Raw genomic sequence first — 16062 nt, 5'->3', positions numbered from 1 at the left:
TTATAGTTGTTCTTTTAACTTTTTCAACGCTTCTGCAGCAGCTTGTTGCTCTGCTTCTTTTTTCGACTTGCCACTACCAAGACCTAAGGCCACGTTATTTAACGTAACACGTGACACAAATTCTCGATTGTGAGCCGGTCCTTTTTCTTGCAAAATTTGATACTCAATATTGCCACTACCATCACGCTGAATCAACTCTTGTAATTGACTCTTATAATCCATCACATGAGAAAAAGCACCTTCATTAATTTTAGGGTATACAATTTCTTTTAAGAAGCCCCATACTGTTTCTAACCCTTGATCAAGATAAAGGGCACCAATAAACGCTTCAAAGACATCCGCTAATAAAGCTGGTCGTTCACGTCCGCCTGTCATTTCCTCACCTTTTCCTAATAAAACTAGGCTACCAAATGACAACTCGTTTGCAAAACGAACAAGAGATGGTTCACATACAATAGCTGCACGTAGTTTTGTTAACTCTCCTTCGCTCATTGTCGGATATTTTTGAAACAGATACTGCGATACAGTAAGTTCCAATACTGCATCTCCAAGAAATTCGAGACGCTCATTGTCTTCATGCGGTTTTTTTCGATGCTCATTCACATACGATGAATGCGTAAATGCTTGAATCAATAATTTTTCATCTGTAAACGTAATACCTATTTTTTCTTGAAATACTTTAAACGCTTCACGATATTTTGTTTCGTATTTTTTTTCTCTATATTTACGGTACGGCATAGGTCCCTCCAGATATAAGCCGAGAAGCCCCGCTAAAAAACGGGACTTCATTCAAGCATTATAGATGACTCTCTATGTAAGTCACAGCATCGCCAACAGTAGCAATCTTTTCAGCATCTTCATCAGAAATTTCCATTTCGAATTCGTCTTCTAATTGCATTACAAGTTCTACTACATCTAGGGAGTCTGCTCCTAAATCTTCCTTGAAGCTTGCAGCTGGTACTACTTCTGTTTCTTCTACTCCTAAACGATCAACGATAATTTTTGTTACACGCTCTAAAACATCTGCCATTCCATTCACCTCCCCTCAAATATTATATTAAATATTGTCCAAAAAAACTAGCTGAAATCGATTCTTTTATTACATTACCATACCGCCATCAACATTTAACGTTTGACCTGTAATATATTTGCTTTGATCAGAAGCAAAAAACGTTACAGCATTTGCGATATCTTGCGCTTCACCAAACTGAGCTGCAGGAATTAATTTTAACATTTCAGCTTTTATATTTTCATCTAATACGTCTGTCATATCTGTCGCAATAAATCCAGGAGCAATTGCATTTACAGTAATATTGCGGCTTGCTAACTCTTTTGCTGATGTTTTTGTTAATCCGATTACACCTGCTTTAGCAGCAACATAGTTTGCTTGTCCTGGGTTTCCCGTTACTCCGACAACAGAAGCGATATTTACAATACGTCCATGACGTTGACGCATCATATATCGAGATACTGCCTTTGTACATAAGAATACACCTTTTAGGTTTGTATTAATAACTGTATCCCATTCTTCTTCTTTCATACGCATTAATAAATTATCTTTTGTTACACCTGCATTATTTACAAGAATATCAACTTGTCCAAATACATCTACAGTTTGTTTCACCATATTTGTAACGTCTTCAGCATTTGCAACATCTGCTCTTACTGCAATTGCATCCGAACCTAATTTCTTTATTTCATCAACTACTTCATTTGCCTTTTGCTCGTTACCAGCATAATTTACTACAACATTTGCCCCTTGTTTTGCTAAATCAATCGCAATTGCGCGACCAATTCCACGTGAAGCACCCGTTACTAATGCTACTTTCCCTTTTAACATCAGTTTTCTCCTCTCAAATTCGAAATGGTATCTTGTAATGTCTCTTCATCGTATATCGCGTATGCTTTCACTGATGAATCAATTGACTTCATAAGTCCAGCAAGTACTTTCCCAGGTCCAATCTCAATAAATGTATCTACCCCTTGACTCACCATATATTCAATGGATGGATACCATAAGACAGGCGAATAGAGCTGCTCGATTAGCTTTTCTTGAATATGTGCACCACTTGTAATAACGTCTGCTGTTACATTTGCGATTACCGGAATATTCGTATCTTGAATTGTAATTTCATTTAAGACACTTTGGAATTTCTCCGCCGCTGGCTTCATAAGCGCAGAGTGGAACGGTCCACTTACTTTAAGCGGAATTGCTCTCTTTGCACCATGTTCTTTCGCTCTTTGAGAAGCAATCTCGACTCCTTGCTTTGTTCCAGAAATCACAATTTGCTTCGTACTATTCATATTAGCAATTTGTACTGCATACCCTTCACTTGTTACTTCTTCTGTAACTTGTTTCAGCATATGTGGATCAGCACCTAAAATAGCCGCCATTGCACCTTCTCCGCCAGGAACAGCTTCTTCCATATATTCCCCACGTTTCCTTACAGCATATACTGCATCCTCAAAAGTTAATGCACCTGCTGCTACAAGAGCGCTATACTCACCTAAACTATGCCCTGCGACAAAGTCTGGTGTAATATCATACTCTTTTAAAGCTGTCAAAATAGCAAAACTCGTTGTTAATAAAGCAGGTTGCGCATTTGTTGTTAACGTAAGCTTTTCCTGCGGCCCTTCAAAAATCACTTCTGAAAGTGAGTCTTGCAACACCTCATCTGCTTTTGCAAATACATTTGCAACCTCTTTATTATTCTCTGCTAACTGTTTACCCATTCCAACTGCCTGTGAACCTTGGCCCGGAAAAAGAAATGCTAGTTTTCCCATTTCAAATCCTCCTCTTATTGGAGTGGCTCTTTCTCCATTACGCTTGAAATAGTAGGAATAACTTCTTTCGCTACCATTTCTCTCGTTTGACGAATCGCACTAAATATTGATTGGTCATTGGAAGAACCGTGAGCCTTAATGACAGGAGCTTTCAATCCAAATAACGCGGCTCCTCCATACTCCGAATAATCCATTTTATCTTTTAATACCACAAGTTTTGGTTTTAATACCGCCGCTGCTAATTTGCTCGTAAACGAACTCATTAACTGCTCTTTTAACATAGAGAATAATGCAAGTGCTGTTCCTTCTAATGATTTCAGTGCTACATTCCCTGTAAAACCGTCACATACAACAACATCTGCTACACCTTGCAATAAATCTCTTGATTCAACGTTCCCAACAAAATTAATTGGCGCATCTTTAAGCATTGCAAAGACTTGTTTTGAAAGCTCGTTACCTTTACCATCTTCTGTTCCAACGTTTAAAAGTCCAACGCGAGGATTTTTAATTCCTCTTACTTTCTCAGCGTATACAGATCCCATTACTGCATATTGATATAAATGAATTGGTTTTGCATCAACGTTCGCTCCAACATCTAACATAACAAAACCTTCTCCATCAACAGTTGGCATTGTAGGGGATAAAGCTGGTCGCTCAATTCCTTCCATACGACCTACAACAAACAATCCAGCCGCCATTAAAGCTCCTGTACTACCAGCTGATATACAAGCATCCGCTACACCGTCTTTCACTTGCTGCGCCGCAAGTACCATTGAAGCTTGTTTTTTTCGACGAACCGCTCTTACTGGTTCATCTGTCGATTCGATTTTTTCGTCTGTATGAAGTATAGTAATTCGTTCTTCACTCGTTAAGTATTGACGAATTTCCTCTTCTTTCCCCACTAACGTAATATGTAAATCAGAATATTCCTTAATAGCTTTCATTGCTCCTAGTACGACAGCCTTTGGAGCATGATCGCCGCCCATTGCATCTATTGCGATTTTCATAAGTTGTTACCTTCCTCACTATAATTACTAGATCGATACATTTCAAAAGTGCCTGTAAAAACAAGTTCTTCTCCAACGAAGCTACGCACTTTGACAACCGTCCGCCCTTTATCATTCTCTACATCTTCCACGCGCGCTTTTGCAACAACACGCTCTCCTAATTTTACAGGACGAATGTATCGAATGGTAGACTTTGCAGTTAAAGCTAATTCTTCATCAATAACCGCAACAGCTAGTGAGTTTGCTTGTGCAAACAAATGATGCCCACGGGCAATTTGATTTCTTTTAAATACGTGTTCTACCTTCACTTCAAAAATAGAAATCGCATGTCTATCTAATTCTATATCAATAATTTCTCCGACAACCTCTTCTAACGGTAAAGATTTCACATCTTCTTCATGTTGCTTTGTAGCTACATGTTTAATTCTTTCTCTTAATTCAGGAATAGATAATTCCATACGATCAAGACGTACAGTTTGTATACTCACTTGAAATTTCTCTGCTAAATCTTCATCCGTAATAAAAGGATTCGTTTCTATCGTTTGTTGTAATAATTCTTGTCTTTCTTTTTTACTTCTTCTTTTTTTCATACCGCACCATCCATTTTTATGACTAGGTACTAACAGTAGTATATAATCATTAAAAGTAGAATGCAACAAAAACTTTTGTTGCCTCCCTTTAATCGAGCTTCTCTCCCTGGAACACACCTGTCCCGTCAAGATACGTACGCAACGACGCATATTGATCATTATGCCAAAACGCTTCTGAATCTACTAGTAACGCCGCATCTTGTCTAGCTGTTTCTAGCGCCCGATAATCATGTACCATATCAGCAACCTTGAATTCTGGTAAACCACTTTGCTTACTCCCAAAGAAATCTCCAGGACCTCGTAATTCTAAATCTTTTTCTGACAATACAAATCCATCATTCGTTTCGGTCATAATACGCATTCGTTCTTTTCCCGTTTCCGATTTTGGATCCGCGATTAATAAACAATACGATTGTTCACTACCACGCCCAACACGGCCTCTTAGCTGATGAAGCTGTGATAAACCGAAACGCTCTGCATCATAAATAACCATTACAGTCGCATTCGGTACGTTCACACCCACCTCAACAACTGTTGTCGACACAAGAATTTGCACTTTATTTTCACTAAATTGCCCCATTATCTCTTCTTTTTCTTGAGATGATAATCTTCCATGCATTAATCCGACTTGACATTTCCCCTGATAATGATGAGTCAGCATACTATGTAAGTCGATTGCATTTTGTACATCAAGTTTCTCAGATTCTTCAATTAGAGGACAAATAACATATGCTTGTCTTCCTTTTTTTATCTCTTTCTCTACAAAACCGAGAACACGATCTAACATGTCATGTTTTGCCCAGTATGTTTCAATTACCTTTCTACCAGCCGGCATCTCATCGATTATAGAAACATCCATCTCTCCAAATGCAGTAATTGCTAACGTACGTGGAATTGGTGTTGCTGTCATAAATAATACATCTGGACTTTCACCTTTCTCACGTAAAACTCGTCGCTGCGCTACACCAAATCGATGTTGTTCATCAGTAATCACGAGACCTAACCTATGAAAAATAACTTCATCTTGAATTAAAGCATGCGTTCCAACAAGGATATCTATTTCTCCTTGTTCTAATTTTGCCAAAATCTCTCGGCGTTTCACACCTTTAACTGAACTTGTTAACAATTCAACCTTCATACCAAAGTGCGAGAACGTCTCTGCGAGCGATTGATAATGTTGTTCTGCTAAAATTTCTGTTGGAACCATTAAAGCACCTTGATAATGCGCTAATTTCGCTGCATAAAGACCAATTGCAGCGACCACCGTTTTACCAGAACCTACATCACCTTGCAACAGACGATTCATTCGATAAGGAGATGTCATATCTTTCATAATTTCATCTACAACTCGGCGTTGCGCACCAGTTAATGGAAACGGAAGTGCATCGATAAACTCTTGCAATTCTTCTGAAGGAATTTCTTTTTTCGTCCCTTTCGAATTTTCCCTCTCCATTTTTCGTAACGTTTGCATTTTTAACTGAAATAAGAAAAACTCCTCATATACAAAACGGCGACGCGCTTGCTTCAAATCTTCCTGACCTGTTGGAAAATGCAACGCCCGAAGCGCTTCATAACGCGGCAATAATTTATATCGACTTAGCAATCCATCAGGTAACACTTCAACTATAGAATCTCCATACTCTTTTAACGCTTGTGCAATAAAACGGCGCATCTGTTTTACTGTAAGTTTCCCTTTCACTGAGTACACAGGCTCTACTTCTTGTTGACGTACAACCGGTCCAAAATGAAGTTCTGATACCGCAATCGTTTGACGATGCTGATCCCATTTACCAGTAATCGTTACCGTTTCATCTAAATTTAACTTCTGCTTATAGTACGGCCTATTAAAACATACAGCTGTAATTAAATAACGACCTACGAGGACACGAACCGTAAGACGCGACTTCTTCTTCCCATAATATTGCAGTAAAGGAGCACTATGAACTTTTCCCTCTACTGTTACACGTTCATCATGCTTTACTTCAGCAAGATCTTTCATCGCATAGTCTTCATAACGGTACGGAAAATGTTCTAATAGATGAGAAACTGTATAAATTCCCATCTCGTGTAGTAATTCAGATGTTTCTCCTCCGATTCCCTTTACATCCGTAACAGGAACTTGTACAACTTCATTCAAGGTTCTCACGCTCCGTCACATTATTTTTTGATTCATTATCCATTAACATGATTGACATCTGTAATCGCTCTCTTTCACCCTATATATTCTATCATAGGCATTCTAAGAGAAACTACTCAAATCCCTCATAAACAACACGAAAGAAAAGAGCCTCACTATTAGCAGCAAGGCTCTTTTTTATCTTCAATATGCTAGCCTTTTGAATAAAAACTAGTAATAAACTTCATATTACTACTTATTATCCATTAGCAAGTAAGTAATCCATTTATTTTCAAAACGAATTTTTTCTTATTCTACAGAGAAGATGAAAGAATACACCGGTTGGTTTCCAGCATGTACTTCTACTTCTGCATCTTCAAAATTCTCTTCTACAAATTCAACTAATTCAGCTACCTCTTCATCAGTTGCATCTTCACCTTGTAGAATCGTTACGATTTCAGAATCTTCATCAATTAGTGCTTCTAGTAATTGCTTCGCAGCCCCTACTTTTTCAGCATTTGTTGATACGATTTTTCCATCTGCGATACACATGAAATCATCTTTTTGAATTGCCACACCATCAATTTCCGTATCACGTACAGCATACGTAATTTGACCTGTTTTCACATGAGATAAAGCTTCTTTCATGTTTTCTTCATTTTCCTCTAGCGTTCCAACTGGATTAAATGCTAACATTGCAGCCATACCTTGAGGAACTGTTTTTGAACGAACTACAATCACTTCTTGATCCACAACTGACGCTGCTTGTTCTGCTGCCATTACGATATTCCCGTTGTTCGGTAAAATAATGATTTTTTCAGCGTTTGCTTCTTCAATCGCCTTCACGATATCCTCAGTACTTGGATTCATCGTTTGGCCACCTTCGATAACTTTCGTCGCGCCAATGCTTTCAAATAAAGTTTTAATACCAGATCCCATAGCTACAGTTACGATACCGTACGGTTGTTTCTCTTTAGGCTGGCTAGTTGGCTCAGGCGTCATAGCAGGCTCATCTAATAAAGCGGTATGCTGTTCACGCATATTCTCTACTTTAATCTTGATTAAACTACCGTAACGTTGTCCGTAGTTCATAGCGTCTCCAGGATGTTCTGCATGAATATGAACTTTTACAATTTCATCATCAGATACAACTAGTAGTGAATCACCATACACACTAATATCTTCACGGAATTTTTGTTCAGAGAAATTATGTTCTTTCACTTTATCAGCTTCTAATTTCACCATGAACTCCGTACAATATCCATACTTAATATCTTCTGTACTCAATTGGCTTTGTACACTACGGTGATGTTCTGCGCGCACCATTTCATTCATAGATGGTTGGGCAGGTGCATCAGAAGAAATCGTTTCTCCTTTTAAGTCAGCTAAAAACCCTTCGTAAACTACTACAAGACCTTTACCACCGCTATCTACAACGCCAACTTGTTTTAATACAGGTAATAAATCTGGCGTACGATTTAACGATGCATTTGCTTCTTTCACAACGTCTTCCATAAACAAAACAAAGTCGCGCTGTTTTTTCGCAACTGTTACTGCATATTTACCCGTTTCTCTTGCAACCGTTAAAATCGTTCCTTCAATCGGTTTCATAACCGCTTTGTAAGCCGCCTCTACTCCAGCTTCTAAAGCTGCAGCAAAATCAACTGTTGTTAATTCTTCTTTTTGTTCAATGGATTTCGAGAAACCACGGAACAACTGAGATAAAATAACTCCAGAGTTACCACGAGCTCCCATTAATAATCCTTTGGCTAAACTTACGCCGACTTTACCAGCATGTTGTGAAGGATTTGCTTTCACTTCACGTGCGCCTGAAGTCATAGATAAGTTCATGTTTGTACCGGTATCGCCATCTGGAACTGGAAATACGTTTAATGCATCAACAAGCTGAACATTATTCGTTAAATTATTCGCTCCTTGAATGATCATTTGTGATAAACGTTTTCCATCAATTTTTTGAATTGACACAGATTTTCCTCCTTAATGCACATTACAAGTTTATTACTTTAACTCCTTGTACGTAGATGTTTACAGAATCTACTGCTAGTCCTACAGTTTGATCTAATGTATATTTCACTTTCGTCTGCACGTTATGTGCTACTTCTGAAATTTTCGTACCATAGCTCACAATAATATACATATCAATATGTACTTCATCTTCATCTTTACGAACAATAACACCTCTAGTGAAATTTTCTTTTCGTAAAATGTCTGTTAATCCATCTTTTAACTGATTTTTTGATGCCATACCTACGATACCGTAGCAATCTACCGCGGCACCTCCAGCAATTGTTGCAATTACATCTGTACTAATATCAATTTGACCGTACTTCGTTTTAATTTCAATTGACATCTCGTTTTCCCCCTTCATAAATGGTGAAAGTGAGTTAGACTACTTTAGTTACTATCATATAATCTTTTTAAAGAAAATTCCATCGTTCTTTCTTTTTCACTCTCATATTTTATGTTGAAAACTACACTTTTTTATGATGAGCAAAATAGTCCATTGTTATTATACAACATGTATCACTATAATATGTCAAGCAATTTTTCTTGATTTCAACTTTTCTTCATTGACATATAGTGTCAAGTAATTTTTCTTGATTTCTTTTTTCTACAGTGTTGCATTCTCTTTTTAGTTGTGTTAAATTATAGTAGTGTTTTTAGCATCGCATAAAAGACTAACATTGAAAAATTACGTATGGTAAGGTATCAAGGGAGGGAAATATAAATGGCTCGTGTTTGTGCTATTACTGGAAGAAAAGCTCGTTCTGGTAACTCTCGTTCTCACGCAATGAACGCTACAAAACGTAAGTGGGGCGCTAACCTTCAAAAAGTTCGCGTACGCATCGACGGAAAAGTTCAACGTGTTTACGTTTCTGCTAGAGCATTAAAATCTGGCAAAATCGAACGTGTTTAATAATAAAAAAAAGAGCCGCTAGGCTCTTTTTTTACTATACCAATGGAAAAAGCACCGGTAATAGGTGCTTTTTTTAATCTTTTTTGAAGGTATTTAACATGGCACGAACAATTCCACCAAGAAATTTAGGTAACTTAATTGTATAAAATCTCATGGTTTCCCTCCTAATCCCCATTACTCCACTTGGTCACTATATGATGTAAGGAGCAAAATTGTTTCTTTAATCAGTGCTTCTTATCACCATTAATATGCCAGAAGTAAATGAAAAAGTACCTTTTTCCTCAACGAGTTCATTACTAATACAAAGTGTGGATCCCCACTCTATTTTTTTATTCGTTAGAGGATATTTAAAACCAAGTAATGTAATCCCTTCCACTATTTCAGTAACAGGCACAAAAGATACATAAGGGAAATTTTTATTTTCTTCAATTATATGTGTACCTACTCTTTTTACACTTATTTCATTTTGATTGTCTACAATACACATCTCTATTCCTACTTCTAATCCTTTTAAAAGCATTTGTATATTCGCTAAACCGTGATCAAGTCTTCCGCCAGTAGCACCAAAAATACGAATGAGTGCCGGCTTTTGTTCTAACGCCCAGTTAATCGCAATTTCTAAATCAGTTTGATCTTTTTCACGAGGAACAATATGTAAATCATTTGTTTGTTGCCCCATCCATGCTAATTCTTCTTCCGTAACCGAGTCATAATCTCCAAACGCAACAGCAGGAGTAATACCTCTTTTTAATAAACGATATACTCCTCTATCAACTGCCGCCCACACTACTTTCTCATTTTCATATGAAGAAAAATCTGCACAATATTCCGCGGGTCCTCCCGCTAAAATATGAATAATCATGTTTCCTTCCCCTTCTATTGTAAAAAGGCAATCTGCCATTCGGTAGATTGCCTTTTTATATATTTTTTCTCTACCCTTTATAAATAGTGAAAACTTACTACACTAGAAGATTCACTGGGATAAAGACTCGTTCATTCATTATCCACGAATGACACGAATTGCTTCACCGCGGTCTTTTTGATTGTATACTGCTGACCCAGCTACAAGTACATTTGCTCCTGCTTCTACACAAAGTCTTGCTGTTTCAGCGTTTACACCACCATCAACTTCAATTTCTACTTCTAGATTGCGCTCTTTAACCATTTCTGCAACTTGTTTAATTTTCGGTAATACAGAATGGATAAATTTCTGCCCACCAAATCCAGGGTTTACTGTCATAAGTAATACCATATCAATATCTTCTAATACATGCTCAATCACTGAAACTGGCGTATGCGGATTTAATACAACTCCTGCTTTAATGCCATGAGATTTAATTAACTGAATTGTACGATGCAAATGAGGGCACGCCTCTACATGAACAGTAATAATATCCGCTCCCGCTTTTGCGAAAGTCGGGATATAGTTATCAGGATTTTCAATCATTAAATGTACATCTAACGGTAACGATGTGATCGGACGAATTGCTTCTACAATTAATGGTCCAATCGTAATATTTGGTACGAAATGTCCATCCATTACATCGACGTGAATGTAATCCGCCCCGCCTTTTTCTACATCTTTAATCTCTTCCCCTAATTTTGAAAAATCTGCTGATAAGATCGATGGTGCAATTTTAATCATAACTAATACCTCGGCTTTCTCTCTCTAATTTCTTCTACAAATTGTTTGTAATTCTTATAACGATATTCTGTAATCTTCCCCTCTTCAACCGCAGCCTTCACAGCGCATTTCGGTTCAGAAAGATGTGTACACCCTCTAAATTTACAGTATTGGCTCGCTTCTTTCAACTCTGGAAAACAATATGTAAGATCTTCTACCTCTATATCTATGAAATCGAGTGAACTAAAACCAGGTGTATCTGCAACTAGTCCGCTTCCAATCGCAATTAATTCTACGTGTCTTGTCGTATGTTTCCCGCGTCCTAAATGTGAGGAAATATCATTCGTTTTCAGTTCTAATTCTGGACGTAAGACGTTAAGCATAGAAGATTTTCCAACACCAGATTGCCCCGCAACGACGGAAACACAACCTTCTAAGAATGGTTTTAAAATGTCAATACTTTCCGATGTATTTATAGAAGTAAATAATACATCATATCCCATCTCACGATAGTCATTTGCATAAGATTCAACAGTCTCTCTCATTTTTTCATCTACTAAATCCATCTTACTAATGCAAATAATCGGCTTAATGTTATGATATTCAATCAGCACTAAAAATCGATCTAACAGTCCCGGATTAAAATCTGGTTCTACTGCAGAAAATACGAGTATCGCTTGATCAACATTAGCAATAGGAGGCCTAACAAGTTCATTTTTTCGATCAAATACTTCAAGCACGTATCCTTCACTTGGATTATCAGCCTGAAAAACAACTTGGTCTCCTACCAATGGTGTAATTTTATTTTTTCTAAACACACCACGCCCGCGACATTGTGTAATCCCTTCTTCATGCTGCACATAATAAAATCCACTTAGAGCTTTTACAATTTTTCCTTCTGGCATATAATTCTCCTTTATTCTGTATAAAGTGAAGCTGTAATTCCTATTGAATGGATTATCATTCTTTAAATAAAGATTTCAAAACCCGTCATATATACAAGTTAATACGTTTAATCTACCATTAAATTTAAAATATTATTTATAACAGTATCACTTTTATAGCTTTTTGAACCATATATTTTTGCCTGTTATACGGTCCACTATATGTAGACAGCATAACAGGCAGGAGTAATACATTCCATTCCCTCTAGAAAGAAAATGGAATTCATTATTATTGAGTTGGATATGGTACTTCTTTGTCAATAATCGTTACACCATCTCGTACAATTTTATAGTGTCCTTTTGTACCTTCTTGAATTACAAATTCTAATGAAATAGTTGCCGACTCTGAAATTGTTCTAGTTTCAATTGGTCTATCCATTTTTTGTTGCATATCTTCTTTATAAATTTCTATCGTTTGCGGTTTTTTCTCACCTATTATAGAAGACTCATACGGAATAGAAATATTATCCACTTTCACTGTTTTCGTTACTTTCGGCTTAGGACCATCTGAAATAACAATCGTCACTTTATCTCCTTCTTTTAACGGCGTTCCTGGTTTTGGAGATTGCGAAATTACAAGTCCTTTATCAACAGTATCGGAATACTCTCGTTTTATATCTGGAGTTAGTTTCCTCTCATTCAAATAACCATTGACACTGTTTTCAGTCCATCCTGAAAAGTCACCTGGTCTAATTTGATAAGGACCTTTACTTACCCAAATTTTCAGGTCTTGTTCCGCCTCTACTACCATTTGATCTGGCGTCGGAATTTGCTCAACGATTTCACCTTTTGGTCTATCATTTTCAATATAATTTATTGTAACTTGTTTATATTTTTCTTCTAATTCAGACCTTATGCTCTCAAAATCTTTCCCTGTAAGATCACTCATCTTACTTTTCTTTTTTCCACCTGATTGATAGATAGTAATTTTAGAGTTTTCTTTCACGACTCTTCCTGCCACAGGGTCTGTTTTTATGACATCACCAGTTTCAACATCATCTGTATATACAATATTAGGTTCCGTAACCTCAAAACCTTTTTCAACTAATGTATTTACTGCTGTCGTATATTTCATACCAGACACATCAGGGACTTTTACATCTTTTGGAATAAAGAATCCTGGAATAACAGTAAGCGCTAACGTTATTCCGATTGCTAAAAGTAAAAATATTGTAATTAAAATTTTGAGCCATTTATTACTTCGTTTTTTCTTCTTATTTAAATCCGTTTCTTCTTTTCTTGTCTGTTCATCCACTTTACTTCCTTTTAAAACAATTGTTTCATCAGTAACGTTTTCAAATAATTGTTCTTGTTGAATAATCGGAATCGCTTTTGTCGCTTCCATATCTTCCGGTATGTAAAATGGCTGCTCATTTATCCTCTCTGGATATAGCGCCGTTTCAATATCTCGTTTCATCGCATTGGCAGATTGATATCGATGAAACGGATCTTTCGCAGTTGCCTTTAATATAATATTTTCGACACTTTGCGGAATATTTTCATTCCATCTTTTTGGAGACGGAATTTCACTTTGTAAATGTTTTAAAGCTATAGCAACAGCAGATTCACCAGAAAACGGTTGTCTTCCTGTTAACAACTCAAACATAACAATCCCTAGGGAATAAATATCTGATTGTTTATTTGCTATCCCGCCACGTGCTTGTTCTGGTGATAAGTAATGCACCGAACCGAGTACTGAATTTGTATGTGTAATTGTTGTTGCACTTGTAGCTGTCGCAATTCCAAAATCTGTTACTTTTATTACTCCATCAGCTCGAATTAAAATATTGTGCGGTTTAATATCACGATGCACAATTTCAAAATGATGGGCGTGTGCCATGGCGGATGTTAACTGCTCCATAATATCAAGAGCTTCTCCTATCGATAACATCCCTCGCTCAATTATGTATTGCTTCAATGTTTGTCCTGGTACATACTCCATTACAAGATAATATATACCATCTTCTTCTCCGACATCATACATATTCACAATATTTGGATGCGACAACGTTGTAACAGACTGCGCTTCTCGATGGAAACGTTTAATAAACTCTTCGTTATTTGAATAGTCGAGTCGTAATATTTTTACCGCTACATCCCGGCCCAGTATATCATCATGAGCTAAATATACATTGGCCATTCCACCGCCACCAATCATTTTCAGCAGCTTATAACGGTCATTTAAGCGTTTTCCAATCAGCACGTTGCACTTCACCTACTTTCGTTTGTCGAACCCGCATAATCAATCAGAACAAGGGTAATATTATCTTCCCCACCACGATCATTCGCCAATTGAATGAGACGTTGCCCCTTAGTTTCTAGCTGTTCATTTAACTGTAAAATTTGTTGCATATCAGCAATAGAAACTTTGTTAGATAATCCATCAGAGCAAAGAAGTAACTGATCATCTTCCTCTAGCACCAACGTTTTAACATCTAATCCGACTTTCTCTTCTGTTCCTAATGCCCTTAATAAAACATTCTTTTTCGGGTGATATTCTGCGTCTTCTTTTGAAATTTCACCATGTCTCACAAGTTCATTTACAAGTGAGTGATCTTCCGTTACAAGCGAGATTTCTCCCTCTGATACCATATAACAACGACTATCCCCTATATGACCTATTGTCACAAAGCTCGGCGTACAAATTGCTATTATAAGTGTTGTTCCCATGCCATTACATTCTACATGTTGCTTAGAGTACTCATATATACGCTCATTAATAATCCCAACACTAGTATGTAACCACTCTTCTACTTTTTTTGGCTCATTCATATTATGCGTTTGCTTCCAATAATCATGGAATAATTGAATGGTCATCGAGCTAGCTACATCACCAGCTCGATGACCTCCCATTCCATCTGCTACTACCGCTAAAATATTTCCATCTAAATTATGAAAAACTCCTGCACTATCTTCATTATGTTGACGAACTTTTCCTTTATCTGATAGAAACACGGCTTTCATCTCGTCACCTCGTCTCTTCTTTGCGCTCCTTCGCACGCAACTGACCGCAGGCTGCATCAATATCATGACCTTGTTCACGGCGAATCGTTACATTTACTCCACGATCTTTTAACGTTTTTTCAAACAAGAAAATTTGTTCACGTGGCGTACGTACATAATCACGTTCAGGTACGTAGTTTACCGGAATTAAGTTCACATGACATTTTACACCTTTTAAGAGCGCAGCAAGTTCTTCAGCGTGCTCAACTTGGTCATTTTCTCCTCCAAATAGTCCATATTCAAAAGTAATACGACGCCCTGTTCTATTTACATAGTATTTAATAGCTTCCATCAAATCTGGTAGCTTATAAGCACGGTTAATCGGCATTAATTTTGAACGTAATTCTGAGTTTGGAGCATGCAGTGAAATCGCAAAATTAATTTGTAAGTCTTCTTCAGCGAACTTATAAATTTTCGGGATAATTCCACTTGTCGAAACTGTCATATGTCTCGCACCAATATGAAGTCCTTTTTCATGGTTAATGATGCGTAAGAATCCCATTAAATTATCGTAGTTATCAAATGGTTCTCCAATTCCCATAACGACAAGAGAACTTACACGTTCTTCTGATTCATCAAGTGCACGTTGCACTTCTACTACTTGCGCTACAATTTCTCCAGCTTCTAAGTTTCGCTTTAAACCGCCAAGCGTTGAAGCACAGAACGTACATCCAATACGACAACCTACTTGCGTTGTTACACAAATGGAATTTCCATATTCATGTCGCATTAATACCGTTTCAATAGAATATCCATCGTATAATTGGAATAAGAATTTAATTGTTCCATCCGAAGACGTTTGTTTTACTAACGTATTTAAAGTAGTAATATCAAAGGAATTCGACAATTTTTCACGCAATCCTTTAGAAAGGTTTGACATATCCTCATAATTTTTTACACGTTTTTTATATAACCAATCAAAAATTTGTCCAGCACGGAACTTTGGTTCTCCTTGCTCCTTTAACCAATCTTGCATTTCATGAAGTTGTAAAGAGTAAATTGATGGTTTTTTCGTTTCTAAATTTTTCTTTTGTTTTCTCACAGTCGTTTCCACGA

At 37.1% G+C, this 16062-nt stretch carries 17 protein-coding genes; 1 reads left to right on the top strand and 16 read right to left on the bottom strand.

What is annotated here, in order from left to right:
* From rncS to PDQ33_RS00425, 9 genes are all read right to left on the bottom strand, one after another.
* Positions 1-738, bottom strand: a complete 738-nt coding sequence (rncS, locus tag PDQ33_RS00465; RefSeq protein ID WP_001146876.1) for a ribonuclease III — start codon at positions 736-738, stop codon at positions 1-3.
* A 58-nt stretch (positions 739-796) separates the two neighbouring features.
* The gene (gene acpP, locus PDQ33_RS00460; RefSeq protein ID WP_000786062.1) at positions 797-1030 is read right to left on the bottom strand and encodes an acyl carrier protein; all 234 of its coding nucleotides are present in this window, start codon (positions 1028-1030) and stop codon (positions 797-799) included.
* Positions 1031-1099: 69 nt separating this feature from the next.
* Positions 1100-1840, bottom strand: coding sequence for a 3-oxoacyl-[acyl-carrier-protein] reductase (gene fabG, locus PDQ33_RS00455; protein WP_000911784.1), 741 nt, complete (start codon positions 1838-1840; stop codon positions 1100-1102).
* Positions 1840-2784 (bottom strand): ACP S-malonyltransferase, encoded by a 945-nt coding sequence (fabD, locus tag PDQ33_RS00450; protein ID WP_000516951.1) that lies wholly within the window; start codon positions 2782-2784, stop codon positions 1840-1842. The genes fabG and fabD overlap by 1 nt, the downstream gene beginning before the upstream one ends.
* Before the next feature lie 14 nt (positions 2785-2798).
* Positions 2799-3791: a phosphate acyltransferase PlsX gene (gene plsX / locus PDQ33_RS00445; RefSeq protein WP_270754422.1), complete on the bottom strand. Its 993-nt coding sequence runs from the start codon at positions 3789-3791 to the stop codon at positions 2799-2801.
* Positions 3788-4381 (bottom strand): transcription factor FapR, encoded by a 594-nt coding sequence (fapR, locus tag PDQ33_RS00440; RefSeq protein ID WP_000747352.1) that lies wholly within the window; start codon positions 4379-4381, stop codon positions 3788-3790. Before fapR ends, plsX begins: the two co-directional genes overlap by 4 nt.
* An 88-nt stretch (positions 4382-4469) precedes the next feature.
* Positions 4470-6518 carry an ATP-dependent DNA helicase RecG gene (gene recG / locus PDQ33_RS00435; protein WP_001006882.1) on the bottom strand — a complete coding sequence of 683 codons (2049 nt, stop codon included), beginning with the start codon at positions 6516-6518 and terminating at the stop codon, positions 4470-4472.
* Between the two features lie 288 nt (positions 6519-6806).
* Positions 6807-8483 carry a DAK2 domain-containing protein gene (locus PDQ33_RS00430; RefSeq protein WP_270754425.1) on the bottom strand — a complete coding sequence of 559 codons (1677 nt, stop codon included), beginning with the start codon at positions 8481-8483 and terminating at the stop codon, positions 6807-6809.
* A gap of 22 nt (positions 8484-8505) precedes the next feature.
* The gene (locus PDQ33_RS00425; protein WP_000021109.1) at positions 8506-8868 is read right to left on the bottom strand and encodes an Asp23/Gls24 family envelope stress response protein; all 363 of its coding nucleotides are present in this window, start codon (positions 8866-8868) and stop codon (positions 8506-8508) included.
* A 378-nt stretch (positions 8869-9246) separates the two neighbouring features.
* Between PDQ33_RS00425 and rpmB the strand changes: the two genes are divergently transcribed.
* A complete protein-coding gene (gene rpmB, locus PDQ33_RS00420) occupies positions 9247-9435 on the top strand; it encodes a 50S ribosomal protein L28 (RefSeq protein ID WP_000124776.1) in 189 nt (62 codons plus the stop codon).
* A 73-nt stretch (positions 9436-9508) separates the two neighbouring features.
* Here rpmB and spoVM read toward each other — a convergent pair whose 3' ends face one another.
* The 7 genes from spoVM to rlmN form a co-directional block, all read right to left on the bottom strand.
* On the bottom strand, positions 9509-9589 hold the full coding sequence (gene spoVM, locus PDQ33_RS00415; RefSeq protein ID WP_001213599.1) for a stage V sporulation protein SpoVM: 81 nt from the start codon (positions 9587-9589) through the stop codon (positions 9509-9511).
* Positions 9590-9655: 66 nt separating this feature from the next.
* Positions 9656-10336 (bottom strand): thiamine diphosphokinase, encoded by a 681-nt coding sequence (locus tag PDQ33_RS00410; protein ID WP_001998094.1) that lies wholly within the window; start codon positions 10334-10336, stop codon positions 9656-9658.
* 99 nt (positions 10337-10435) lie between these two features.
* Positions 10436-11080 carry a ribulose-phosphate 3-epimerase gene (rpe, locus tag PDQ33_RS00405; protein ID WP_000589966.1) on the bottom strand — a complete coding sequence of 215 codons (645 nt, stop codon included), beginning with the start codon at positions 11078-11080 and terminating at the stop codon, positions 10436-10438.
* A 2-nt stretch (positions 11081-11082) separates the two neighbouring features.
* Positions 11083-11964 carry a ribosome small subunit-dependent GTPase A gene (gene rsgA, locus PDQ33_RS00400; RefSeq protein ID WP_001113936.1) on the bottom strand — a complete coding sequence of 294 codons (882 nt, stop codon included), beginning with the start codon at positions 11962-11964 and terminating at the stop codon, positions 11083-11085.
* 268 nt (positions 11965-12232) lie between these two features.
* Positions 12233-14206 carry a serine/threonine protein kinase PrkC gene (prkC, locus tag PDQ33_RS00395; RefSeq protein ID WP_000904769.1) on the bottom strand — a complete coding sequence of 658 codons (1974 nt, stop codon included), beginning with the start codon at positions 14204-14206 and terminating at the stop codon, positions 12233-12235.
* A gap of 8 nt (positions 14207-14214) precedes the next feature.
* Positions 14215-14967 (bottom strand): Stp1/IreP family PP2C-type Ser/Thr phosphatase, encoded by a 753-nt coding sequence (locus PDQ33_RS00390; protein ID WP_000648697.1) that lies wholly within the window; start codon positions 14965-14967, stop codon positions 14215-14217.
* Between the two features lie 4 nt (positions 14968-14971).
* Entirely contained in the window at positions 14972-16060 is a 1089-nt protein-coding gene (gene rlmN / locus PDQ33_RS00385; RefSeq protein WP_000450543.1) for a 23S rRNA (adenine(2503)-C(2))-methyltransferase RlmN, read from the bottom strand.
* Positions 16061-16062: the final 2 nt, after the last annotated feature.

Origin of the sequence: Bacillus cereus group sp. Bc031 (genome assembly GCF_027716265.1) — a bacterium.
In the GTDB taxonomy this organism is placed as follows: domain Bacteria; phylum Bacillota; class Bacilli; order Bacillales; family Bacillaceae_G; genus Bacillus_A; species Bacillus_A paranthracis.
The sequence above is the reverse complement of the archived record's forward strand: the minus strand, read 5'-3'. Positions and strand labels throughout refer to the sequence as shown.

Coding starts and splice junctions, on each gene's coding strand:
- spoVM (WP_001213599.1), bottom strand. CDS start 9,589: ATGAGATTTTATACAATTAAGTTACCTAAATTTCTTGGTGGAATTGTT.
- PDQ33_RS00410 (WP_001998094.1), bottom strand. CDS start 10,336: ATGGCAGATTGCCTTTTTACAATAGAAGGGGAAGGAAACATGATTATT.
- fabG (WP_000911784.1), bottom strand. CDS start 1,840: ATGTTAAAAGGGAAAGTAGCATTAGTAACGGGTGCTTCACGTGGAATT.
- rncS (WP_001146876.1), bottom strand. CDS start 738: ATGCCGTACCGTAAATATAGAGAAAAAAAATACGAAACAAAATATCGT.
- rpmB (WP_000124776.1), top strand. CDS start 9,247: ATGGCTCGTGTTTGTGCTATTACTGGAAGAAAAGCTCGTTCTGGTAAC.
- fabD (WP_000516951.1), bottom strand. CDS start 2,784: ATGGGAAAACTAGCATTTCTTTTTCCGGGCCAAGGTTCACAGGCAGTT.
- fapR (WP_000747352.1), bottom strand. CDS start 4,381: ATGAAAAAAAGAAGAAGTAAAAAAGAAAGACAAGAATTATTACAACAA.
- rsgA (WP_001113936.1), bottom strand. CDS start 11,964: ATGCCAGAAGGAAAAATTGTAAAAGCTCTAAGTGGATTTTATTATGTG.
- plsX (WP_270754422.1), bottom strand. CDS start 3,791: ATGAAAATCGCAATAGATGCAATGGGCGGCGATCATGCTCCAAAGGCT.
- rpe (WP_000589966.1), bottom strand. CDS start 11,080: ATGATTAAAATTGCACCATCGATCTTATCAGCAGATTTTTCAAAATTA.
- PDQ33_RS00425 (WP_000021109.1), bottom strand. CDS start 8,868: ATGTCAATTGAAATTAAAACGAAGTACGGTCAAATTGATATTAGTACA.
- acpP (WP_000786062.1), bottom strand. CDS start 1,030: ATGGCAGATGTTTTAGAGCGTGTAACAAAAATTATCGTTGATCGTTTA.
- PDQ33_RS00390 (WP_000648697.1), bottom strand. CDS start 14,967: ATGAAAGCCGTGTTTCTATCAGATAAAGGAAAAGTTCGTCAACATAAT.